Origin of the sequence: Micromonospora echinofusca (assembly GCF_017614955.1) — a bacterium.
GTDB classification, from domain to species: domain Bacteria; phylum Actinomycetota; class Actinomycetes; order Mycobacteriales; family Micromonosporaceae; genus Micromonospora; species Micromonospora echinofusca_A.
This window is the reverse complement of record NZ_WVUH01000006.1, coordinates 1-22,401: the sequence shown is the minus strand read 5'-3', so window position 1 is coordinate 22,401 and position 22,401 is coordinate 1. Positions and strand designations below refer to the sequence as shown.

General features: G+C 67.9%; 18 protein-coding genes and 1 pseudogene. 5 read left to right on the top strand and 14 right to left on the bottom strand.

Annotation, left to right across the window (positions count from 1 at the left end):
• Nucleotides 1-9: 9 nt before the first annotated feature.
• From GSF22_RS01990 to GSF22_RS34405, 9 genes and pseudogenes are all read right to left on the bottom strand, one after another.
• Nucleotides 10-1,461, bottom strand: a complete 1,452-nt coding sequence (locus GSF22_RS01990) for an argonaute/piwi family protein (RefSeq protein WP_208810966.1) — start codon at nt 1,459-1,461, stop codon at nt 10-12.
• A complete protein-coding gene (locus GSF22_RS01985; protein ID WP_208810965.1) occupies nt 1,458-2,771 on the bottom strand; it encodes a DUF4365 domain-containing protein in 1,314 nt (437 codons plus the stop codon). The genes GSF22_RS01990 and GSF22_RS01985 overlap by 4 nt, the downstream gene beginning before the upstream one ends.
• Nucleotides 2,772-3,178: 407 nt before the next feature.
• Nucleotides 3,179-5,221 carry a type ISP restriction/modification enzyme gene (locus GSF22_RS34415; protein ID WP_307803675.1) on the bottom strand — a complete coding sequence of 681 codons (2,043 nt, stop codon included), beginning with the start codon at nt 5,219-5,221 and terminating at the stop codon, nt 3,179-3,181.
• 117 nt (nt 5,222-5,338) lie between these two features.
• Nucleotides 5,339-8,044 carry a restriction endonuclease gene (locus GSF22_RS34410; protein ID WP_307803674.1) on the bottom strand — a complete coding sequence of 902 codons (2,706 nt, stop codon included), beginning with the start codon at nt 8,042-8,044 and terminating at the stop codon, nt 5,339-5,341.
• A gap of 497 nt (nt 8,045-8,541) precedes the next feature.
• Complete coding sequence (locus GSF22_RS01975; protein WP_208810964.1) at nt 8,542-8,943, bottom strand: Imm1 family immunity protein; 402 nt, start codon at nt 8,941-8,943, stop codon at nt 8,542-8,544.
• A complete protein-coding gene (locus tag GSF22_RS01970) occupies nt 8,943-9,380 on the bottom strand; it encodes a DddA-like double-stranded DNA deaminase toxin (RefSeq protein ID WP_208810963.1) in 438 nt (145 codons plus the stop codon). Before GSF22_RS01970 ends, GSF22_RS01975 begins: the two co-directional genes overlap by 1 nt.
• 158 nt (nt 9,381-9,538) lie before the next feature.
• Nucleotides 9,539-10,066 carry a DUF6244 family protein gene (locus GSF22_RS01965; RefSeq protein WP_208810962.1) on the bottom strand — a complete coding sequence of 176 codons (528 nt, stop codon included), beginning with the start codon at nt 10,064-10,066 and terminating at the stop codon, nt 9,539-9,541.
• 216 nt (nt 10,067-10,282) lie between these two features.
• Nucleotides 10,283-10,615, bottom strand: coding sequence for a hypothetical protein (locus tag GSF22_RS01960; protein ID WP_244365808.1), 333 nt, complete (start codon nt 10,613-10,615; stop codon nt 10,283-10,285).
• 74 nt (nt 10,616-10,689) lie between these two features.
• Nucleotides 10,690-10,886: pseudogene (locus GSF22_RS34405) on the bottom strand (hypothetical protein).
• Between the two features lie 801 nt (nt 10,887-11,687).
• On the opposite strand from GSF22_RS34405, the gene GSF22_RS01955 reads away from it, so the two are divergent.
• From GSF22_RS01955 to GSF22_RS01940, 4 genes are all read left to right on the top strand, one after another.
• Nucleotides 11,688-13,040, top strand: a complete 1,353-nt coding sequence (locus GSF22_RS01955; RefSeq protein ID WP_187691461.1) for a tyrosine-type recombinase/integrase — start codon at nt 11,688-11,690, stop codon at nt 13,038-13,040.
• A gap of 67 nt (nt 13,041-13,107) precedes the next feature.
• A complete protein-coding gene (locus GSF22_RS01950; RefSeq protein ID WP_208810961.1) occupies nt 13,108-14,928 on the top strand; it encodes a hypothetical protein in 1,821 nt (606 codons plus the stop codon).
• Nucleotides 14,925-17,003 carry a hypothetical protein gene (locus GSF22_RS01945; protein WP_187691557.1) on the top strand — a complete coding sequence of 693 codons (2,079 nt, stop codon included), beginning with the start codon at nt 14,925-14,927 and terminating at the stop codon, nt 17,001-17,003. The genes GSF22_RS01950 and GSF22_RS01945 overlap by 4 nt, the downstream gene beginning before the upstream one ends.
• Nucleotides 17,000-17,416 (top strand): hypothetical protein, encoded by a 417-nt coding sequence (locus GSF22_RS01940; RefSeq protein ID WP_187691558.1) that lies wholly within the window; start codon nt 17,000-17,002, stop codon nt 17,414-17,416. Before GSF22_RS01945 ends, GSF22_RS01940 begins: the two co-directional genes overlap by 4 nt.
• A 139-nt stretch (nt 17,417-17,555) precedes the next feature.
• Here the strand turns inward: GSF22_RS01940 and GSF22_RS01935 are convergent, their stop codons facing one another.
• Together GSF22_RS01935 and lgt are read right to left on the bottom strand one after the other, a co-directional pair.
• On the bottom strand, nt 17,556-18,041 hold the full coding sequence (locus GSF22_RS01935) for a VOC family protein (RefSeq protein WP_208810960.1): 486 nt from the start codon (nt 18,039-18,041) through the stop codon (nt 17,556-17,558).
• Nucleotides 18,042-18,561: 520 nt separating this feature from the next.
• Nucleotides 18,562-19,446, bottom strand: a complete 885-nt coding sequence (gene lgt / locus GSF22_RS01930; RefSeq protein WP_187691560.1) for a prolipoprotein diacylglyceryl transferase — start codon at nt 19,444-19,446, stop codon at nt 18,562-18,564.
• Nucleotides 19,447-19,532: 86 nt separating this feature from the next.
• Between lgt and GSF22_RS01925 the strand changes: the two genes are divergently transcribed.
• Nucleotides 19,533-20,828 carry a cysteine--1-D-myo-inosityl 2-amino-2-deoxy-alpha-D-glucopyranoside ligase gene (locus GSF22_RS01925; RefSeq protein WP_208810959.1) on the top strand — a complete coding sequence of 432 codons (1,296 nt, stop codon included), beginning with the start codon at nt 19,533-19,535 and terminating at the stop codon, nt 20,826-20,828.
• On the opposite strand, the gene GSF22_RS01920 is transcribed toward GSF22_RS01925, so the two are convergent.
• The 3 genes from GSF22_RS01920 to GSF22_RS01910 all read right to left on the bottom strand — a co-directional run.
• The gene (locus GSF22_RS01920; RefSeq protein WP_187691561.1) at nt 20,799-21,320 is read right to left on the bottom strand and encodes a methyltransferase family protein; all 522 of its coding nucleotides are present in this window, start codon (nt 21,318-21,320) and stop codon (nt 20,799-20,801) included. The two genes, GSF22_RS01925 and GSF22_RS01920, sit on opposite strands and share 30 nt — an antisense overlap.
• Before the next feature lie 9 nt (nt 21,321-21,329).
• Nucleotides 21,330-21,914 carry a rhodanese-like domain-containing protein gene (locus tag GSF22_RS01915; protein WP_274477754.1) on the bottom strand — a complete coding sequence of 195 codons (585 nt, stop codon included), beginning with the start codon at nt 21,912-21,914 and terminating at the stop codon, nt 21,330-21,332.
• A gap of 33 nt (nt 21,915-21,947) precedes the next feature.
• A partial coding sequence (locus GSF22_RS01910; protein WP_208810958.1) for a sulfite exporter TauE/SafE family protein occupies nt 21,948-22,401 on the bottom strand: 454 nt, incomplete at its 5' end.

Genomic DNA, 22,401 nt, shown 5'->3' with positions numbered 1-22,401 from the left:
CCTGTAGCTCTACATGTAGTAGGCGTAACGCGTGGCAATTCGAGCGTTGCTCGGAACATGCTTGAGGATCGAGCCGACCCTGTAGGCGGTGCGCAGGGTGAGCGGGTCGCGTTCGTCGAGTTGGGCGTTGTTCCAGTTCATCTTGGATAGGGCGAGTATGTCGGCGCCGGCGGCCAGCAGATCGGTGCCTGGCGATGCTGACCGGATTAACAGCGGCTGCGGGACGTACATGCCGGGGTAGGTGCGGAAGTAGGGCACTGATCCGCGGGTGTACAGCAGCAGCGTGCGCGCATCCATCTGAACGGTGGTACCCCGCAGGGGTGGAAGTTGCCCGGCGCGGTATAGGTGTGGGGCACCGCGTCGCTGGATCCACAGCATGTCGACGTGGTCGATGTCGCGCTGGTCGGCGGCTTCGTGGAAGCCATCAATTTCGCCAGGGGTGAAGTTCGAGGTCTTGTGAACGGCGATGCGCGCGGGCTGGTGGCCGTGGGTGCTGCGGTACTCGGCCAGCGCGTCGAGCAGCAGCCGGCGGGCGTCAGTGAGCGCCAGGTGGGGCTGCCGGTCGCTCTTGGAGATCTGCGCGGTGCCGCCGCGTACAACGACGCCGTCGCCGCGCTCGTTGAATACCTGGGCGACGGCAGTGTGGAGCTCTTGGCCGCTCTGGGTGCGGTAGAAGCTGACACCGACGTAGCAGGTGGCGAGGTCTGAGCTGTGGCGCTGCATGCGCCAGGGTGTCCCGCCGGCCTTGTAGTACAGGGCCGTGTGTAAGTTCCAGGCCCTGGTGGCTTCGTCCTGCAACGGCCGGGCGGCCTGCCCGCCGGTCCTGGCGCGGACCCCGGTCCAGGTTTCTCTACGCATCAGCTGCAGGGGCGCCGGCAGCGTGAGTGCGGTGGCTTTGAGCAGATCATGAAAGTCGCCTCCGGCCTCACGCTCGTCCTGGTCATCCTCGTGTTCGGCTGCGCCTTCGACCGACGGCGGGTGGTTCTCCCTGTCGTTGAGCTCATCCGGACGGGCGCAGATGACGACCCGGCAGCGTCCGGTCTCGACGAGCGATCGGGCGGCATCGGCGTAGATCTCGACCGCATCGGCGGTTGCGGAGATGACGTCGGCGCGGGCGAGGCGGCGCAGCTGGCGCTCGGGGATCTCGCGGACGAGGGAGTCATCGAAGATGAGCTCGGCGCCGAACTGCGCATCGATGCTGAAACCGGGAAAAGGCTGGTGGAGGTTCTCCTGCCCGGGCTTCGTGTCTTTTGCGTCGATTTGATTCTGGCAGCGCTGCAACCAGCTCCGGATGCCATCGATGGCTTGGGCGGGGCCTACCAGGGCGACCGGGATCTGGTGCGGCGCGGCCGGGGAGTCGGCGTCGGCCGGGCCAAAGACGCTGATGCCGTAGCGCGGGTCGATGTGCCGATTTCCGGCGCGAAACTCCAGCTCCGGCTCGTGAAGCACGTGCGCTCTCATCGTGGCAACTCCCACAGCCCCTTTGTCAGCCCGTTCACGTTCGGCTTCGGGACCGGCTCCTGCGGAATCCAGACCGTCTCGTCGATCGTGGCGTCGCAGTCCAGCTCGAGGAGCTGGCCGAACCGGATGCGCTCGTCTCGGCGGCTAAACAGGGTGTCCTCGCCTTGCAGATAGTCGGCCCAGGCGCGCACGAGCTGGTAGACGGCGTTGTTGCGCTCCATGCGCTTGATCTTCTTGACGTATTCGGAGTCGTACAGAGAATCGCGCCAGCCGTCGATGGTGAAGTGGTAGGTGGGGTTAATCTCCAAGTACCACTGATCACCCCACCGGCGGAAGTACAAGCCGGCGGCGTAGTGACGACAGAAGCTGATCTTCGTTTCGTCGTCCTTCCCGAAATAGGGGGTGAAGAAGCTGCGCCCGCGGCTGCCCCGATAGCGGCCCTTAATTCTTCGGTTGGAGCGGTCGGGTGGGGCCTGCATGTAGACGACCTTCTTCTTGAGGTGCCAGACCAGCTCGGGGTGATGCGCCGCTCGCAGGGTGAAGTTCAACAGGGACACGAAGCGGCGCTGGAGGTCGGGATCCTCGGTGCTCGCCCAGGTCTCGGTCGGAATGGAGGTCACCGGGCCGTCGCACAGGATGGCCAGCGGGCCCTCGTCCAGTCGGCACAGTGAGAAGATTCGCCCGGCGGCCAGGTGGAAGCCGCCCTCGAACTTGTTGCCGTTCGAGCGCATCCGCTCCCAGGCTTCGCCCCGGTCACGGCACGGCGTCGACGCCTCGAAGACAAGTGGAGCGAACCCCTCGACAGTGAGCAGGTTCGAGACCAACCGCTCGCTGCCCTCTAGCCGCGGAAGTTGCTCCCCCACCGGCACGCCCAGGGCCGACATCTCGCTGAAGGCGTCTGGATCGAACCGATCCGCCGACTTGTCGAACTGCACGACGCGGCGCGCCCTGCGCTCGGGGTCGGTGAACCAGGTGTCCACGCGCTTCCACCACGCCTGCTGGCTACGAAGGTCCACGCAGATCAGCACGACTGGTCTGCCCAGCCGACACCAGTAGTCGATGTGGTCGGCCTTGCACGGGAACCTGAACTGAGTTGGCGTCTCGCCCGGGAACCCAGCTTCCGTGGCCTTCACCTGGGCTAGAACGGCAACTCCGGTAACTTCCCGATCGGTGTCCACGAACTCGATCTGGCCGTCGATCGCGAAGTCGCGCCGGGTGTCGTTCCACACGTGGCCGGCGTCGGAGACGGCCTTGTCGACGAAGGCCTCGCCCCGGTATCCAGCCCGCTGCTGGACGCTACGCTTCGGCATCCGATCACGACGCCAGCAGTAGGGCGGGTGACTGTGCCGCAGCCCGCCCGCGTCTGATAGGTCGATGCCGCCGTACTGGCTTGTTCCACGCCATGCGCTGGTCCTTCGCTGTCAAGCTGTGGCTCGAGTCAGCATAAGCAGGCCCACCGACAACTCAGGCTTGTGCGGCAGCAGGGGGCGCGCATGGGTCAGACCACGCCCCTCATCGGGCGCAGAAGTCCGGGCCTGGTTCGAACCGGGCCCCTCGTCGCAGACGAGGCGGCCAGCCCATGGCAGCGAGCGATCCGTCAACCCGAAAGTGCGTGTCGCAGCTACGCTGTCAGCGCCGCGACCGCCCGTACCTGTAGCGACGCCAACGAGACCCGGACCTATCGTCGCAGTGTCACGACATGACCCGTCGGTAGCGTTTAGTCAAGAATTTCCATAGAGGGTAGGCCGTCCACAATTTTCATGGTTTCCACGCTGACGGTGACAACCCGCTTCAGCAGATCGGCCACATAACGAGGATCGTCGGACCAATCGTTCGGGTCGTTGACGATGCCTGAATCCTTGTCAGTCTTGACCTGGTACCGATCGATGATCCACTCGATGGCCGAACGAGCACCGAGCTGGTAGCGGTACGCCTCCTCAGGGATGTTGCTGAGGGTCACTCGGTGGTTGTAGAGGATCGTCGACCGGTCCACCACGCCCTTGACCCTGGCAAACTTCATCTTGCCGACCCGGTACAGCTCGTCAAGTGGAGTAGTAGACGCATCCCCCGCGACCGTCTCGACAACACCCTGGTGCGGATCCATCTGCTCATATCGAATATGGAGGTCGGTGAGCTTACGACCCGCGTCCGCGAAGTCCCCGAAGTGACTCACCTTTGGGATGCGAGGAAGTGACTTCTTCAGGTCGGAGGAGAAGAGGCCCCGGTATTCCGGGGAGTGCAGCAGGGCGTAGACGTAGTAGAAGATGTCGTCCTTGCTGACGGTAGCGCCTGGGTATGCTCGCCTAAAGTCCTTTAGTGCGGCGTCGCTGATATTGTCGACGCGCTGAAACCGTTGACTGCCGTCTCCAGCGACAGCAAAGAGATCATTTGCCTCGCCCGAGTCTCGATAGGTGTAGCGCGGGAAGAACTGGCCGACGCTTGATCCCCAGTATGAGACATCGGGCAGGCAGCCTATCGCGTGGACCGAGAACGGCTTGTCTGAGCCAGCTCCGGTCACGTAGAAGCCAAAATTCTGCGAGTCGACGGTCGGGAACATCAGAGGCAGCTGACCCGGTCGATGGATCAAGTCCTTATCAAAGTAAACGGCTTGGCGGCAGAAGGGCCGGTACTGGGCGGTGACGATGCGGGTCGGGTCGAAATCGATGCGTTTTCCCTGCAGGAGCTTAGCCAGAAGGCTCGAGGACCAGCTGATCCTCGCCGAGTCGGTGGCGACCCACCGCTCGGCATCCCTTATGCTGGGCGTGACGATGCCGTTCGACCTGCAATGTTCCTCGAAACCGGCGACCTGGTCGTTGTAGAAGTTCGTCAGGGCTCGCACGCCATGCTCTAGGCGGCCTTCCAAGAAGTTGTACACCCAGGCGTCGCGAGAAGAAAGAAGGCCATTGGAGTAGATCTCGAAAAGGGCATCGGCCCGCCGAGCCTTGTCCTTCTCACCAATGGCCCGGAACGCTGCAAATCGTTGGTTGCGCTGATTAATCCAGTCGCCCTCGGGACTCGGCTTGATCTGCTCCCATGGGACAGCGTCGAGACTTTGCGACGCGAGGACACTCAGCTTGTCCTCACGGGTGAGGTAGTCCCCGATATCCCGGTAGTGCAAGGTGCAGCCATCGGCTTTGGAGTTCTTCGGGCCCCCCTTGACGAGGAGCAGGATGGCTACGGTATTTCGACTGCCACTGCCGAAGATCTTGCCGCCTTCCTTACGGGACTGCTCGCCTGCGGTGCGCTGATTACCACGCAGGTTGTAGCAGTAGATTGCGTCGAACTCGTCGACCAGGCATTTGCGCAGTCCGTCGGCACTTGTCCCATCGATATAGCCACCGTTGGACACATATGCCACGATTCCTTCTTGGTCGATGCGGTCCGATGCCCAGCGGATGGAGCGGATGTATGAGTCGTACAGCTTGCTCTTGTTAGTAGCTTTCGTCCGCGCGACGTAGGTGTCGGCGATCCGCTGATCTAGTACCTCGTAGCTGAGATTTTGATTGTTGTCGTTTTGGCTGTCCTGCCCCACAGAATAGGGCGGGTTGCCGATGACAACGGTAATCTTCTGCTTCTGTTGTTTCTTGGCGCGCTCGCTGTTGCCTTCGAGGACGTCCATCCCGTCTAGTCTGGCCGTGCCCTCGGCGAGTTGGAAGGTGTCGGTGAGCACGATGCCTTCGAAGGGGCGATATTCGCCGCCGGCCAGGTCGTGGAACGCGGCTTCGATGTTGACAGCGGCGATGTAGTACGCGAGCAGCACAATCTCGTTAGCGTGCAGTTCACTCGTGTACTTGCGGAGCAGGTCTTCTGGCTTGATGAAGCCGGACTGGAGAAGGCGGACCGGGAAGGTGCCAGTGCCTACGAACGGGTCGATGATCTAGACGCCCTCGTCTGACAGCGAGCGACCGAAGTGCTTGTTCAACGCCTGCTCGGTCGAGCGGATGATGAAATCAACGACCTCGACGGGGGTGTAGACGATGCCGAGGGCGTCGGCGGTCTTCGGCAGAGCGGTCTTGAAGAACTTGTCGTACAACTCGACGATGACGCGCTGGCGGCCCTCGTGGTTGTCGATGCCCTCGGCGCGCACCCGCACCGACTGGTAGAACTCGTCAAGCTTCTTGCTCTCGGCGTCGAGTCCCTGGTCGTCGAGGATGTCGAGCATGCGCTGCATAGCCTTGGAGACCGGATTGTGCTCGGCAAAGCCATAGTCCTTAAACAGCGCGTCGAAGACTGGCTTGGTGACGATGTGCTGGGCCAACATGTCGATGGCGTCACTCTCGTTCACGCCGGGGTTGATGTTCAGGCGTAGCTCGCTGAGGAACTCCTCGAAGGCGCTGCGCTTCTCAGGCAGCGTCAGGGCGGCCTTGATCCGGGTGACGTGACGGTCGGCGATCTGGGCGATGTCGCGGGCCCAGTCCTCCCAGTACTGCCGCTGGCCGACCTTGTCGACGATGCGGGCGTAGATCGCCTCCCGCCAGTCGGAGACGGAGAAGAGCGCCTCCTGGATGTGCTTGGCGCTCTGGGCTTCCTTTGCCTTCGCGGCCTCCGCGCTGCCGGCTGTGCTCGATCCGTCACGGTCGCCGACCGACTCGTCGTTCGGGCCGATGCTGCCGATCCCGATCTTGTTGTCGGGCTTGTTCTTGTTCAGCTCGATCTGGTTGACCGTCGCGTTGAAGCGGTCGTCGTGGGCGCGCAGCGCCTGCAGGACCTGCCACACCGTCTTGAAGCGCTGGTTGTCGGCGAGCGCCTTTTCGGGCGCCACACCGGCGGGGATGGCGACCGGCAGGATGATGTAGCCGTAGTTCTTGCCGGGAGCGAGGCGCATGACCCGCCCGACGGATTGCACGACGTCCACCACCGAGTTGCGGGGGTGCAGGAAAAGGACCGCGTCCAGGCTGGGCACATCCACGCCCTCGGACAGGCAGCGGGCGTTGGACAGAATGCGGGCGTTGGCCGGGCCCGGGTCCTGCTTCAGCCAGTCGAGCAGCCTGTTGCGCCGCAGCGTGTTGAATGTGCCGTCGACGTGCTCGACCTCGCAGCGCAGCACCTCGTCGTCGGCGTCGTCGTAGGCGTCGACCACCTCGGTGAAACGCTTGGCGATCGCCGTGGAGTCGGCGATGGAGCGGGCGAATGCGACAGCCCGTTTCATGGGCGCGTCGCCCTCGGCGAACCCGGAGCCGTCGGCGAACGTGCCGGTGCGCTTCGCCATCGCGTTCCAGCAGCCGATGATCTTTGCGGCGTCGTCGAGCCTCAGCTCGGAGTCCCCGCCAGCGAGACCCTGCTGCAGCGTCTTGGCGACCCTGCCCTCGTCCACGGTGAGGATGAGAACCTTGTAATCGGTGAGCAGACCCTGCTCGACGGCTTTTCCGAAGCCCAGCCGGTGGAACTCAGGGCCGTACGTCGTCTCGTCGTCCATCGACGCCAGCAACGCGTCGGCGTTCCTCGCCTCGGACTTGGTGTCCTCGTTGTAGATCCGCGGGGTCGCGGTCATGTAGAGGCGGCGGTCGCCGCCGAGGTACGTGTCGTCGTGGACCCGGACGAACGAGGACTCGTCATGGCCGGCCAGCGTGACACCGGTTGTGCGGTGGGCTTCGTCGCACAGGATCAGGTCGAAGCGGGACAGGCCCTTGCGTTGGGCCGCCGCCACGGTTCCGATGGACTGGTAGGTGGAGAAGACCACAGTCAGCCCCGGCTCAGCCTCAACCCTGGCCATCTGTTCAATCAGGCGGTCGGGGTCGGTAGTGGCGGGCAGCGCCAGGTCGTAGGTGGCCATGTCGTTGTCGTCGCCGGTGGCGGCCCGCTGCTTGCCGACCTTGGTGTCCGAGCACACCGCGAACGCGCGCAGCGTCACGTCAGATTCGTACGACCATTCGCGCAGGCTCTGCGACAGAAGGGCGATGGAGGGAACCAGGAACAGCACTGAGGTGTGCTCTGACTCTCCAGCGACCGCGCGCTCGCGCTGCAGCCGTTCGGCGATCTTCAGGCTGGTGAACGTCTTGCCAGTCCCGCACGCCATGATCAACTTACCGCGATCGTGCTCGACGAAGCGGGCGAAGACATCGTCGATGGCCTCGCGCTGGTGCTTGAGCGGTGACTTCTTGGCGCGAAGCGTCATTTCGACGCGGCGGTCAACGGTGGGCATGTGCCACTGCACCGGGCTCTGCGCGATCTCGTCGAGCCCGATCCGCGTGACCGGAACCTGCTGATCGGCTAGCGCTGCCTCAGCGTGGACGTTCCACTTGTCGGTCGTCGAGATGATTAGGCGGCGGGTGAAGCCACCCTTGCCGGAGGCGGTGAAGAAGGAGTCGATGTCCGCCTTCTCCACGGTGTGGTGCGGCTCGTAGAACTTGCACTGGACGGCGCAGTAGCCACCCGTCTCGCGGTCCTGCGCGACCAGGTCGATGCCGACATCCCGCTTGTCGTGCTCCGTTCCCGGCCAGTCGGCCCACATCCACACCCGGCTGAACTGCTCGGTCCACTGCGGGTCGGTGCTCAGGTACTGGAGCATCAACTCCTCGAAGCCGGTACCACGATCACGATTACTCAACGAGTTGTCGCGGATCGCCTTGATGACGTCATGCACGGTCGTGGTCGTCGTCACTGCGCTTCGAGTCCCGTCACAGATGCCGGCAAGCCACCACTCGCCGGAGATGTCAGCCGGAGGTACGCGACTCTACCGTCACCGACCGCTCCTGCGGATCCCGCAGCAGTAACCGAATCCTGGGCAGGAACCAGCAAAGCGGCATTCCTCGCCTGGCGCTACATGCTTGCCCGCGGGCAGACCAGTCGGCTTGCCGTCTGTCTTGAGGATGCTGGCTGCGACCTGCACAACCGTTTCGCGCCGGACCCCAGTTGCTCGGCGGGGTACTCAGTCGGTAGTCCGCCGAGGTCGAAGCTGAGCCCTCCGCTCGGGGTCCGGGACTGATGGGTGGTTGAGGTAGCCGCCGCCGTCGGAGATGTGGACCGCGAAGGCATGAGGCGGGATAGCCGAGCTCGATCTCCAGGCGGAAGCTCGTCTGAGTCATCGGTTAGCTGTTTGCTGGTGAGCTGTCGATCGCGGCTGCTCAGTTACGGCTGGGCCTAGGATGCAGCCCTGCGCGTCCATGGCACATTGATGGGCCGGCGACCTGTAGCCACGTACTCCACGACTACGTCCCGCGCTGTGGCTACCGCCACGCGAGCGAGGTCGGCCGGAATGTCTAGCAAGCCTGTGTCGGGTGACTCGTAGACGGTGATGGACGTGTCGGGCTTGAGGTCGGCGGCGTAGGCGTCGTCGGGTAGCCAGAGCACCGCGGCCCGATCGGCGTCGATGTCGATGTCGATGCGCAGCGCGGGTTGGTCAGCGGGGCCGATCGTCATGGTCTGGCCGCAGCCCCCGTGGGGCATGATCGTCTCGATCTGCTCGTCGAAGCGGCGGCCGGCCTCATCGGGGCTGCTCAGCGGGTATGGATGGCCGTGGTAGTCACGGAGCAGCAGCGTCATCACTTGATCCTTTCTCCGGTTCCGGTGTAGGTACGGTGCCACCAGCTGTGCCCGCCGTCGCGGGTGACCCACAGGCGCAGGCGGCTTCCCGGCGGGAGGATGGCGGGGAGAATTCTGTCGCAGGTCCAGGGGTAGCTCCGGTCTCGGTCGTTGGTGCCGCAGACGGTGTTGTCGATCGCGAGGTCTGCCTCGGTCGCGCCGGTGCGGCGCAGGTGGGCGGCGGCCTTTGATTCGACATGGTCGTAGAAGGTGACCGGGGGTCCTCGCAGCGGGTCGTGGACGAGGTCGGCAGCCAGCGACCGGTCTCCTCCTCCGGAGGTGACGGCCTCGTCGTTGAGCAGGCCGGCTGTAGGGCGGGTGCTGCCGGCCGGCCGTGGCTCGAATCGGCCGATCGCACGCCGGAGCGTGTCGGGCAGGGCGACTGGGTCGACTCGCACCCAGACGGGGTCGGCTGGCTCCGGAATGTCGGCGAGTCCCTCAGGCACCTGCCCGCCGCTCGTCGTGGCGGGGTCGGATCCGGTGCGATCGGCTGCTGGCGCCACAATCTCGGTGGCGTCACGTGCGGCGGGCGGTCGGCTGCTGCCGCCGCCCGTCGTCAGTTTCCCAGATCACCGACCTGCCGGGCTTGCGCCAGTGCCGCTTCGACGTGTTGCCGTGCTCCGCCCCCTCGGGTCTTGACGGCCGCGAGGGTTTGGCCGAGTTGCTGCAGGCGGGCCAGTGTTGGCCCGGGTTGACCTCCTTGCAGCGTCGCTGCGGCGAGTCGCCGTGCTTCCTCGATTCCGGCCGCCGCCGCTGCGACTGCGGAATCAACCGTTGAGAGGGCGGCAACGACGGGCGTGAGCACGCTGATGGTTTCCTGCGGTGAGGGCTGCTGCGGCACCGCAGCGACTGATCGCGACGCCTCGCCCAAGACTCCCCCGGCCGTCGTCAGCCGTGCCCGGACCTGCCCAACCACCTCGCGCACCCGTGCCAGCCCCACCGCGATGCCCGCGAAGCCCGCAGCGGCGGCGCGTGCGGCGACCTGTTCAACGGCGGAGTTGACCGCGGCGGCTTCCTGCTGCGCGGCGCTCACTCCTGCGCCCATCGCCTGCAGGTCCCCACTGATGCTGTCGGTCAGCGACATTCACCCTCCCCCGCGCTGGCGGCGCCGAACGAGTGGCAGCCTAAAGATCGTGCTCTATCCGGCACAACCGGTGCGGGCCGCCATCCTGCCGCTGTAGCGCGAGCTTCGCCAGCTTCATCGGTGCGGAAGTAGCAAGTGGCAGAGGCGCGGCAGCGATTTCTGGGAGGACGTGCCCAGCGGCGCGAGTGTGTAGGACGCCCTGCAGACGGATAGCGGCTAGTCGCCCCGCCTCATGCCGGTATCGGGCTCTCCACTTTCGGCTCCCTGGGGAGGCCGACCTACCGCCGGTCTCACATCCTCGACGACGGCTCGGGGCGTGGCCCCAACCTGTTGTTCACGCCACTGCCCGGCGGCGTCGGCGCGAAGGAGGCGCTCCACCATCAGGCCGGCGTCCCGCTGCGTGTCGAACTCCCACCGCAGCACCTTGCCCGTCTCGCTGTCTCCGGAGCGGGCAACCACCTTCCAGCGCGTCTGGCGGACGAGCCAGACGTCGCGGCGCGCTAGGCGCCCCCAGCTGCCGTTCCACCACCTCCGGACCACCTCTTCCATCCCGCGATCGTACGCATGTTCGACTAGGTGTCGTGCGGGTGGCGGTGAAGGCGAGGCTTTAAGTGACCGAAGGGCTATTCGCAGCCGTCCTGGGCGCCTCGACCGTAAGGTTCGCAACAGTCGCCACGGTGCCGGTAGACGCGAAGGTCGCGGTCGTTCCGGTGCTCGAACTCTGATGAGTCTCGTAGAGGCAGGCCTGCCACACAACGATCTCCCTGCCGCCAGGCACTGCCTGCCCGTCGCCGGGTCCACCGCGCAGCAGCACGTCCATGCTCCGACCGTACGTCCGCGCAGGCCTCGGAGGCCGCGTAGGAGACCCCGGCACTGGAGGGCATGGCGCTGCGCGGGCAACGGGGCTGGCCCCCGCGAGCAAGGCCGCGGGGACCAGCTGTCGGTGGCCTGCGGCCGAAGCTGCTCCACCTGCCCGTGGCCGTGGCCAGCAGCTGAGCGGTGGCCTCGCCGACTAGATCCAGGTTCGCCGCTGGCGCCGTCGTTCGCCACGGGCCGGCGACGCGCTGTGGATAAGCACGGAGCCTGTGGATAACGCCCTGATCATGGCCGAATGTGGTACGGGGCCTCGGGATGCCTGGGTGGAACCCAACGCCGCTGTGCTCCTCACTGACTCATCCGTTCTTGCGGATCTGCACCCGGCGTAGCCCGCCTGCCTCCCACGATGGACGTGGGGAGGCCAAGATGAGCGGCACACGCGGCCGGTGCAGGCGCGGCTGGAGATGACCCCCCAACGCCCACATCCAAGCGCTGCGCCGACGGCGTTGCAACGGCCGGTCGCGCCCATGTTGGCGGCCCCGGTCGAAGCGGTGCCTGAGGGGCCGGGCTTGGTGCACGAGCCGAAGTGGGATGGTTCTCCAGAGACACTGATGTGTCTCAGCTGAGGATCGATGCGTATCGGTTCGCCGTCTCGTCCGTTGAGTGATTGGCATGCTCGTCGATCGCTCGCGGGGTTCTCATGCACCTGTTCTTCTCCGATGTACCGAAGGCCCACCGGGCTGGCGGCATAGCGGGCCTTGGCGCCGCAGAGCTGTCGGGCTTGTTGGCGAGGTGGGCTCCTGCGGTGGGTACGCCGATCGTGTTGTCGGAATCGATGACGCCGGTGGAGCCGCTGTGTTCCTGGTTCCGGGAGTTGAGCCTGGATCGGCGCAGCGTGAAGACGATGCGGGCGTACGCGTACACCACGACGATGTTGCTGCGGTTCCTGCTGGCGCGGGGTGCGGATCTGACGTCGGCTACCGAGACGGATCTGCAGGAGTTCCGGCGTTGGCGCCTTGATGACGCGGAGCAGACGATCAGCGAGGCGGCGTGGGATCGCGATGCTGCGGCGATCGGCAGCCTGTATGACTTCTTGGTCCGGCGGGGCATGATCGCCCGTCGGCCGTGGCGGGCCACGGGCCGAGGCCGGCGTTCGTTGTCGACGGGGGTCAGTCGTGATCTTCGGGTCCGGCACATGGGCTTGGAGCAGTACCTGTTCCTGCGGGATGTCGGGTTCGGTGGGTTGGCTGCGAGCGCGGGCCTTGACGAGCGTTTCCGGGGCTGGCGGCCGCATCGCAACCGGGCGGCGTGTGAGTTGGCGCTGCTGACCGGGATGCGGATCCAGGAATGGTCCACGGTGTTGCTGCCCGAGCTGGGGCTGCTCGGTGACGGTCAGGCGCGGGCGGTGGAGTTCGAGCTGGGGGCGTGCGCGAAGTTCGGGCGCCCGCGGAGGGTCTATGTCCCGGCCGACGCGGCCGAATTACTGGGTCCGTATTTGCTGCTGGAGCGTCCGGAGATCGTTGCTAAGGCGCAGTCGGTGTTGCGGCGCCGGCGGCGGGAACTGTTCGTCGTGACCCGGCTGGAGGCCGACGGCGCGAAGGTCCGCGGGCTCTTGGACGGTGCGGTGGTGACCCGGTCGGTGCGGGGGATGGATCCGCGGCTTCGCCGGCTCGCGGTGCTCGAGACCGGGGACGGTTTGGACCCGCTGGCGTTGTTCGTGGGCACGGGTGGACGGATGCTCACGGCGTCGGGCTGGGATCGGGTGCGTTGGGCGGCCTGGGACCGGATGAGAGCTCAGGCAGGTGACGGGCAGGCAGGGTTGTTGCCGGGCCGCTGCTGGGTGTTTCATGACCTGCGGCACACGTTCGCGTTGCGGTTGCTGATCTATCTGACCGAGCTCGCGTTGCAGGAGCTTCAGCGGCGCGGGGCGAGCATGGCGACGCTGCTGGAGCACATGAGCGGCAACCCGCTGTTGCAGGTCCAGCGCCGGCTGGGCCACGCCAGCCCAGCGACGACCTACCGATACATCCGTTATCTGAAGGACCCGATGCGCGATGTCGCGCAGGCGTTCCGAGCCTGGACCGTGGCCGGCGGAGCGACCTACGCCGAGATCGCCCGCCACGCGTTGGACGGGCAGGCCGATGCCCCGCAGAGGTGAGCACCGGGCGGGTTTCCCGGCCCCGCAGAGGGCCGCAGCACCCGTCGAGCGGATCGGGGGCCGGCAGGTGACGGTCCCGGCGACGGGCGCGGCCGGATTGAAGTCCGCGACGGTGCAGCTGTCGTTCGAGCCAGGAGCGTTTCGATGCGGGCGGCTGGCGGCCGAGTTCGCCGACGAGTGGGTGGAACTGGTGGCGGCCGCCCGATTGCGCGAAGGCGCGGCTCGTTCCTACCTGACGGCGGTGAAGGTGTTGCTGGCGCACGTCGACGCGACGATGCCGGACGCGGCCGCGGCGTCGTTGGCGCGCGGCGAGCCGGATTTGCAGCGGGTGGTCGCCGACTGGGTGCGGGTGCTGCCGTCGCAGCGCCGGCCGGGTTCGCGGACGCCGGGCTGGCATGCGGGCCGGGTCCGGGCGTTGATCGCCCGGCGCATGGAGCATCCGGGCCGGTCGGTGGCCGCTGGGTGGCAGGGGTGGGTCGACGGCGCGGTCGGGGTTCGGCGGGGTTCGAGCAGTGAGCTGGACGAGTTCAGCCGAGCCGACAAGAAGAAGCTGATTCGAGCCGCATTGGTGGCACGCCGGGCGACGACGGCCCGGATCCGGCGAGGCCGGGCGCTGGCCGCCGGTGGCACGGATCCGGAACGCGGCGGATGGCTGGCGGTGGAAAACCTGTTGTGGGCGCTTTGGTCGGACTCAGGCGCCTGCGAGCAGATCCCGGACCGTTTACCGCCGGCGGCGCAGTTCCCGGCCGCCCTACACAAACTGGCGCCGGGCGGGGTTTGGCACAGCAAGCGGCACTTGGTGCAGTTCCTGCTGGCGGAGCTGTTCGTGACCGCGTTGGATCTGCATGCCTACCGAATTTTGTTGATGGCGGCGACCGGCCGGGCGCCGGAGGAGATCACCGGGCTGACCGAGGACGATCTGGAGTTCGGCCCGCACGGGGTGACGATCACCTTCACCAAGGGCCGGGCCCAGGTGCGCCGCCGGCAGACGTTCACCGCCGAGTCGGATGAGGCGGGGACGCTGCATCCGGCGGGGTCCCGGCTGGACGCCGCGGAGATCGTCGCCGAGTTGCTGGAGTTGAACCGGCCGCTGGCCCGGCTGGCCGGGATCAGTCCGGTGCCGTTGTTCCTGCGGGTGTCGCGGCCGGGCGCGGCGCTGGTGGCCAGGTTGCTGACCCGGTCGAGGGGTTACGCGTTCACTGACTGGCTGCGCCTGCACGGTGTGACGGTGTCCGGGCCGGCGGACATTCGCCGGCTGCGCAAGTCTACGAAGGTGGAGAAGGCGATCGCGTTCCGCGGCCGGATCAGCGACATCGCCGACGACCACTCCGAAAAGACGTTCCGCGGCCACTACGCACACGGCACCACCCTACGCGTGATCGCCGGTGAGGTCATCACCGCCGCGCAGCACCGCTGGCTGGACACCGCGTTGGCCGGCCCGACAGTCTTGGACGAGAACGCTGCCCAGTCGCTGGCCGACCCTCAGACCGCGACCGTGCTCGGGTTGGATCCGGCCGAGGTGGAGGCGCTACGGTCCGGGCAGCTCAACATGGGTGTCACCGACTGCACGGACCCGTTCGCGTCGCCGTTCGGCCGGCCCGGACAGCTCTGCCCGGTGGCGCCGCTGCGCTGCCTGGAATGCCGCAACGCGTTCGTGTTGCCGTCGAACCTGCCGCAGCTGCTGCTGTTCGCCGAGCACTTGCAGAAGCTCGCGTTGCGGCTGACCCCCACTCACTTCCACACGTTGTGGGGGCAAAGCCGCACGAACCTGGACGAGGTGCTGAGCTCGCGCACGGCCGCCGAGCTGGCCGAGGCGCGGCGGCAGATCGCCGAGGACGGCATCGTCCTGGTCCTGCCGGCGGCTACCAGGGTGGAGTTCGACGCATGAGCAGCCCTCACCCGGCGGCGGTCGGGCGGTCGGCGTTCTACCGCGACGACGAACCGGTCGTGCAGTCCCATCCGCTGCTGCCGGGCGCGATCGTTCCCCGGTTCGGCGATACCGGCCGCTGGGACCTGAACGGGGTAGTGCATAAGGCAGCGCATCATCCGCCCGTGGCAATCCGGCTGTTGTTCCATGACCTGCAGGGAGGCTGGAATCTGCTGGCGCGGGAACTGGCGATGCTCTGGCTCAACCCCCGCCACCCCGCAGTGCTGGCCGCCGGTGTCCATCTGCGGCCCGATCCGCTGTCGGCGATGACGGTCGCTCAGCGCATCGCGCAGCTACGGCCGCTGGCCCGATTCGGTGTCGAGCAACAACTCCCCGCCGATCTGCAGGGCTGGAGCATCGAGGACGTCAAGGTCTACGTCGCTTCTCGGCAGGCGGCCAGCGAGCCAGGCACCGTCTGCAACATGGTGCACGTGATCAAGGCCCTGCACCGTTTCCGGGACGCGTTGAGCGGGGGCGGCCTGTCTTGCGACCCTTGGCCTGGCATGTCGCCGAATGCGGTGGCGCACCAGCCGATCGTCGCGCCGCTGCGCACGCCAGCGATCCCGCCGCAGACCTGGTTCTCGCTGATCCGTAACTGCTGGGCCTACATCGACGTGTTCGCCGACGACATCCTGCGGGTCAGCGCCTACGCCGACGATCTGCGGTCCCGGGCGGTCAGCGACGCCGGCGGCGACCAGCGGCTGCAGGCCTGGCTGGCTGATCCGTCGACGAGGGTGCCGATGCGCCGCGCCAAAGGCGCCGAAGGTGACGGCAGCGTCGCCCACCTCAGCGTGGTGACCCGGATCGTCGGGGTCGGACCGTCGTTCTTCCAGGTCAGCAAGCCGCACGGTCAGGTCCGACGGGACGCCGTCGCGCGTCTGGTCACTGCCGGCCGCTGCCATCCCGGCCTGCTGCCCGACCTCGCCACGGTGACCCGCCCGGACGGCACCCGCGGGCCTTGGCACGACAACCTCGGTCCTCGCCAGGTCGCGATCGAGCGGGTGATGCTGCGCAACGCGTGTTTCATATTCACTGCGGCGCTGTCGATGATGCGCGAGTCGGAACTGCGCGCGATCACCAAGGACGCGCTCGTCGACTACTACGGCAGCCCCGCCGTTCGGTCCGTCCGGCAGAAACTCGACCCCGACCTGCCGGTCAAGCACTGGTGGATCACCCCGCCGGTCGCCCGCGCAATCGAGCTGGCCGGCCGGTTATCGCGCCACGACCAGCTCACCTTCGCCGCGGTGACCGACACCTGGTCCGGTGAAGGGTTCGCCAGCATCGCCGCCATCGCCGACTTCATCGACCACGTCAACCGGTGGCGGCATATCAGCGGCTTGGAGGCGATCCCGGACGGCAAGGTCACCCCGCACATGTTCCGGCGCACCATGGCCATGCTCACCCGCGAGTTCCCCGGCTCAGAGATCGCCGTCGGGATGCAGCTCAAACACGTCACGACCCGCGCGCTGGCGAACCGGGTCACCGGCAGCTACATGGACACCGACCCGTCCTGGGCCCGCCAGCTGGACGCGGCCATCACCGACCGCCGCTTCGAGCGGCTCACCGAACTGTTCGACGCCGACACCGCCGGCCAGACCGTCGGATACGGCCCCGGCGCCGCCCGGCTCCGGGAAGCCTTCGCCGCGGTCCGGGCACAAGCCGAGCAGCTCCGCGCCACCGGCAAGGCCCGCCGCGGCGACATCCGCGTCGAACACGACCTGCTGCGCCGCACCCGGATCAACATCCGATTCGGCAAGCTCAACCACTGCACCATGAACGACAACGACCCCGTCGGCGCGAAATGCCTCGAAGACGCGATCGCGCCGCCCGGGCACCGTGGTCCGCTACTGGACCGCTGCCAGCCCGGCCGGTGCACGAACAGCATCATCGCCGGCGAACACCTGCCAATCTGGACCGCCGAGCGGTCCTCCCTGAACCGGCTACTGGACACCGGGACGCTCGCGCCAAACCACCGCCGCCGCATCGAAGCCGAGCTGAGCGAGGTCGAGCACGTCCTCAACCGGGCAACCCCATGACCGCCGCTGTTTCCCCGGCCACCCGGCGCCAGCTGCTCGAGGCGATGCAACGGCTGCTTGCCGGCACACCCCAGCACACCGACGGCCGGCTGACCAAGAACAACCTCTACCGGGAGGCCGGGGTCAGCCGAGCCACCATGAACCGCGCCAGCGACATCCTCGCCACCTGGGATGCCCACGTCAGCAGAAGCCCGGCCGGGACCGCCGCCCGCCGCCGCGACGACGACCTCGACCGCCTGCGACACGATCTGAAGGCCAGCCGCGCGCGTTGTCGCGAGCTGCAGCACCACCTCGACGCCGCGGCCACCGTGATCGCCGCTCTCGCCGCGGAAAACGACGCCCTGCGCCGTCAGAACGCGGACACGGCGTCGCGCCTGGTAGTCCCACTACGGCGGGACCCGGCCGGACGGTGAGGCATGATCAGCTGCCGACACCACCGAGTCGGCGGTCTTCGTTTCCACCCTGACGCCAGGTACCGGATGCAAGTCACACGGCCCCGAACGTGCGCTCGCGGTGGTTTCTGAAGCGGGGTGTCGGCATCGAGAAGAGTGATCACCGTGTGGGGCTGCCGAACCGGACGCGGTTGCCGTCGGGATCGGCGGCGATGAACTCGCGGAGTCCGTAGTCGGTGTCCGTGATCGGGCCGATGCCGTCGACCGCCTCTTCCTTCAGCCGTTTCCACAGCTGCCGGGCGTCACCGATATGAACGAAGCACTCGCCCGGTGAGACAGCCCCGTCTGGCTGGGAGAAGTGCAGCTCGGCGTCACCGCTGTTGAGCAGCAGATAGCCGGGGTAGCGGTCGGTCTCGATGAAACCGATCCGCGTCCAGAACGCCGCGGTCCGGTCGAGGTCGCCGCTCGGCAAGATCGGGATAGCGGTCCGGGCCTGTTCTAGGCTCAACGCGTGGGCGTGCGGACGGGCCCAGCGCACCAGCGCCTTCAGTGACGCGGCCGGCAGCCGCCGCACCACAGCGAAGGTGGTCGCCCGCCGTGCCGCCCACAACGCGCACCCGGTGCACACGAACACACCCGGCGTCATGCCGAGCTCGGCGACCTCGTCGGCGGCGAAGGTGTTACCGCAGCAGCCATATCGACGGGTCGGATCGAGCCATCGGCCGGCGTCATCACACGACCCTCTTCCTCAACGCCCTGGCCAGGTCGGCTACCTCGGGCAACCCGGCGAGGCTCCCGGACTCTGTCCGGAAAACCCGGCAGGTCAACCCCGCCGGTACCGCTTCGTTTCCGAGCAGGTCGACCCCGTCGATCAGGAACGTCGGCGACCCGGCCAAGCCGGCCGCCGCAGCCTCCGGTTCGCTGCTGACCACCACGAATTCGACATTCACCGCGGCCTGACCGACAGCGTCCAACGCCACCCGCAACCGTTGTCCGGCCGCCCGTCAATTCGGGCAATCCGCGAAATACACAATCGACGCCCTCACCCGATCTATTCTGCCCCTTCGGACCGCTGAAGCAGTGGTTCAGCCCCGCCTCCGGCAGCAGGGAGGGGAGGGTCGTACCGCGCGGCGCACAAGATCGCCTCGCCGTCGTCGGCGAAGGGTTCAGCGGGGCTGCACGGCGTCCTTGTCTTCCGATGCATTCGAGGGGTGCGGCGCGGGCTCGTCCGGCGTGCTCACTCGGGTGGCCGGGTCGTTCGCCGTTCGTGGGCCTCGCCAGAGGTAGAGGACGGCGGCGAGGAAGATGATCAGGGAAGTCCAGTCGTTAAGGCGCAGGCCGAGGATGTGGTTGGCGTGGTCGACGCGTAGGGCTTCGATCCAGGCGCGGCCGACGGTGTAGGCGGCGACGTAGAGGGCGAACGCGCGGCCGCCGCCGAGCTTGAAGCGGCGTTCGGCCCAGATCACCAGGCCGGCCACGCCGAGGTCCCACAGGCATTCGTAGAGGAACGTCGGGTGGTAGAGGGCGACGGTCGGGGTGTCGGCGGGTCGGTGAGCAGGGTCGATGTGCAGCGCCCACGGCAGGGTGGTGGCCCGGCCGTAGAGTTCCTGGTTGAAGTAGTTACCCCACCGGCCGATGGCCTGGGCGACGACCAGGCCAGGTGCGAGGGCGTCGGCGTAGGCGGTCAGGGCGATGCCGCGGCGGCGGCAGCCGATCCAGGCGCCGAGCGCGCCGAAGGCCACCGCGCCCCAGATGCCGAGGCCGCCGTCCCAGATGTACAGCGCCTGGATGGGGTGGTGGCCGGCGGTGAAGTACAGCTCTGGGTCGGTGATGACGTGGTAGAGCCGGCCGCCGATGATGCCGAACGGGACCGCCCAGACGGTCACGTCGAGGACGTCTTCGGCGCGGCCGCCGCGGGCGACCCACCGGCGGCGGGTGATCAGGACCGCCACGATGATGCCGGCCAGGATGCAGAACGCGTACGCGCGTACGGGTAGGGGGCCCAGGTGCCAGACTCCCCGGGAGGGACTGGGCAGATAGGTCAAGATCATGGTGTCTCCCGCCGGCATGCCGGTGCTCGCCGCAGTCGGCCTCGGCGCCGGGTCGAGGTCACGGTAGGCCCGGCCACTGGCCAGGCATGCTCGCTTGGCACGTTACCGCCGGGCGTGGCCGCCGTTGTCCACGGGTTGGTGGTGCCGAAGCCGTGGGGGCGTTGGGTGCGGCCTGCGGGGCAGGTCGGCGCGTGCGGGCGCATCATGGGGTCATGACCTCTTCGCACGCGGCCGGCACGGTCTTTTCGAACCACCCCGGGCAGGGTGCGGCCGGTTCCGGGGCCGCGTTACGGCTGTCGGGTGCGGTCGTGCCGGTGGTCGGTACGGCTCGGGTGTACACGTGTGGGATCACCCCGTATGACGTGACGCATCTGGGGCACGCGGCGACGTTCGTGTGGTCGGATCTGCTGGCGTCGGTGTGGCGGCTGGCCGGGGTGGAGACGCTCGGTTGCCGCAACGTCACTGATGTCGATGATGTGCTGACCCGGGCCGCGGGTCTGCGCGGCAGTGACTTCGACCAGTTCGCGTTGCAGCAGGAGTACCTGTTCGACAAGGACATGACCGCGTTGCGGGTGCGGCGTCCGGCGCACGAGCCGCGGGCGCGGCATCACATCAGCGCAGTGCAGCAGCTCGCCGGGGCCCTGCTGGCCGGCGGGCGGGCGTATCTGCGGGACGGGTTCGTGTACTTCCGTGGGGCGCAGGTTGCCGCGGCGTGCGGGTTGTCGCGTGCGGAGGCGCTCGCGCGGAGCTCGGAGTACGGCGACGATCCGCAGGATCCGCGTCGTGACGACCCGTTCGACGTGGCGGTGTGGCGGCCGTCGGGTGAGGGCCAGCCGGCGTGGCCGAGCCCGTGGGGGCCGGGCCGCCCGGGCTGGCACGCGGAGTGCGCGGCGATGGCGCTGTCGGTGTTCGGGCCGAGTGTGGACGTGCTGGCCGGTGGGGAGGATCTGGTGTTCCCCCACCACGCGTATCAGGCGGCGATGGTCGAGGCGGTCACGTCGGTGGCACCGTTCGCGCGGGCGCGGTTGCACGTGGGGGCGGTGCATCAGGACGGCACCAAGATGGCCAAGTCGACCGGCAACCTGACCCTGGTCGCCGATCTGTTGCGTGATCATTCCCCGGCGGCGGTGCGGATGCTGCTGCTGGACCGGCCGTGGCGGTCGGTGTGGCAGTATCGTCCCGGTGATCTCGACACGGCGGCGGCCCGGCTCGAGCAGCTGTACGCGGCGGCCGGCCGCCCGGGTGGCACCGGTGAGGCCGCCATCGGTGTTGTCGTTGCGGCCCTGCTCGACGACCTCGACGTGCCCCAGGCGGTCGAGGTGGCGGTGGACGCCGGCGGCGACGCGGCGCGGCTACTGCTGCGGGTGCTGGCCCTGGCGTGAGCGACGCGGCCAGGGGCGCGGCATGAAGCGCGGGGTCCGGGCCGCGTACGCCGGGTAGTCGGGGAAACGGCGGGTGAGCTGGGTTTCCTCCCAGCGGGACTTCGCGGCGAGCAGCGCGGCCAGAGCCACGGCGGCGATGGCCCGAGGCAGGCTGCCGGAGGCGATGATCCACCCGGCGGCGGCCAGGAGCAGTCCGCTGTAGACGGGGTGGCGTACCCGGCGGTAGAGCCCGGTGGTGCGCAGGCGGGCAGCGTCGTTGGGTAGCGGTGAGGCGGTCAGGCCGCGGCCGAGTCCGGCCGCGGCGGCTGCGGCGAGCACCGCCCCGGCAACCGTGACGGCTGCGCCGGCCAGCCGCACCGGCCATGGTACGGGCCAGCCCGGTCGGGCCGGCGCGACAGCGACCGCCGCGATGAGCAGCAGCTGCGCGGCGACGAGACTCCACGCGATTATCTGCGGCCGGGAGCCGGCGCCGGAGTGAGGTGCGGCATGCATGCCGGCGGGTCAGGCCGTGATGGCGGGCAGCCGGTCGATGATCTCGGCCGGGGTGTGATCGCGGGGGCCGCGGTTGTAGGGCAGGGCGGACAGGATGCGGCCCATGGTGCAGGTGTCGCTCAGGGCGGAGAAGGTCAGTCCGGCGCCGATACCCGCGGCGAGCCAGCGGGCCTTGGGGGCGCGTAGGCCGGCGGCCAGCCCGGCCAGGACGAGGCCGCCGGCGACCAGGCGTACCTGACGTTCCAGCGACCAGCGGGCCCTGCCGCGAACGATGTCGCCGCCGGTGACGGCGTACTGCTCGACACCGCCATCGAGGACCCGCAGGCCGCCGGCGCCGGCTGCGGTGAGGCGGCGGCGGGCTTGCTCGGCGCGGGTGCCGGACTGGCACATCAGCACGACATCGCCGTCGAGGCGGGCGGCGACCTGTGGGGCGTGACTTTCGATGACGGTCAGTGGCACGTTCACGGCGCCGTCGATGTGGGTGGTCTCGTACTCGGCCGGGGTCCGCACGTCGACGATGCTCACCTGCCCGCCGCCGGTGAGCCGCTGGAACAGGGCGGTGACGTCGAGGCGGTCCGGGGCCGAGGTGGTCACAGAGTTTCTCCTTCGTTCGGATGTCCGGGCTTGTCAGGTGAGCAGGGTGTGTCCGGCGGTGTAGGCGGCGACGGCGAGGATCAGCACGGCGAACGCCCGGGTGGTGACAGTTTGTGGGAGCCGGTCGGCGATCTTCTTGCCGGCGAGGCTGGCGGCCATCGCGGCGAGGGTGAACGGGATGATGATCGTCCAGTCGAAGTGGGCGTGGCCGGTGCGGGCGGCCAGCGACGCGGCGGAGTTGATCGCGATGATCAGCAGGGAAGTGCCGACGGCGACCGGCATCGGCAGGTCGAGGACGATGACCAGGGCGGGGACGATGACGAAGCCGCCGCCGACGCCGAGGAAGCCGGTGAGGAACCCGACGAGCAGACCCGCGATGACGACCTTGGCGGCGGTGCCGGTGCGGGAGCGGGCGGGAGCGGCGGCTCGGGTGAGCTGGGCGGTACCGGTACGGCTCGTGCTGCCGGTCGAGGGGTCGGGTTCGTCG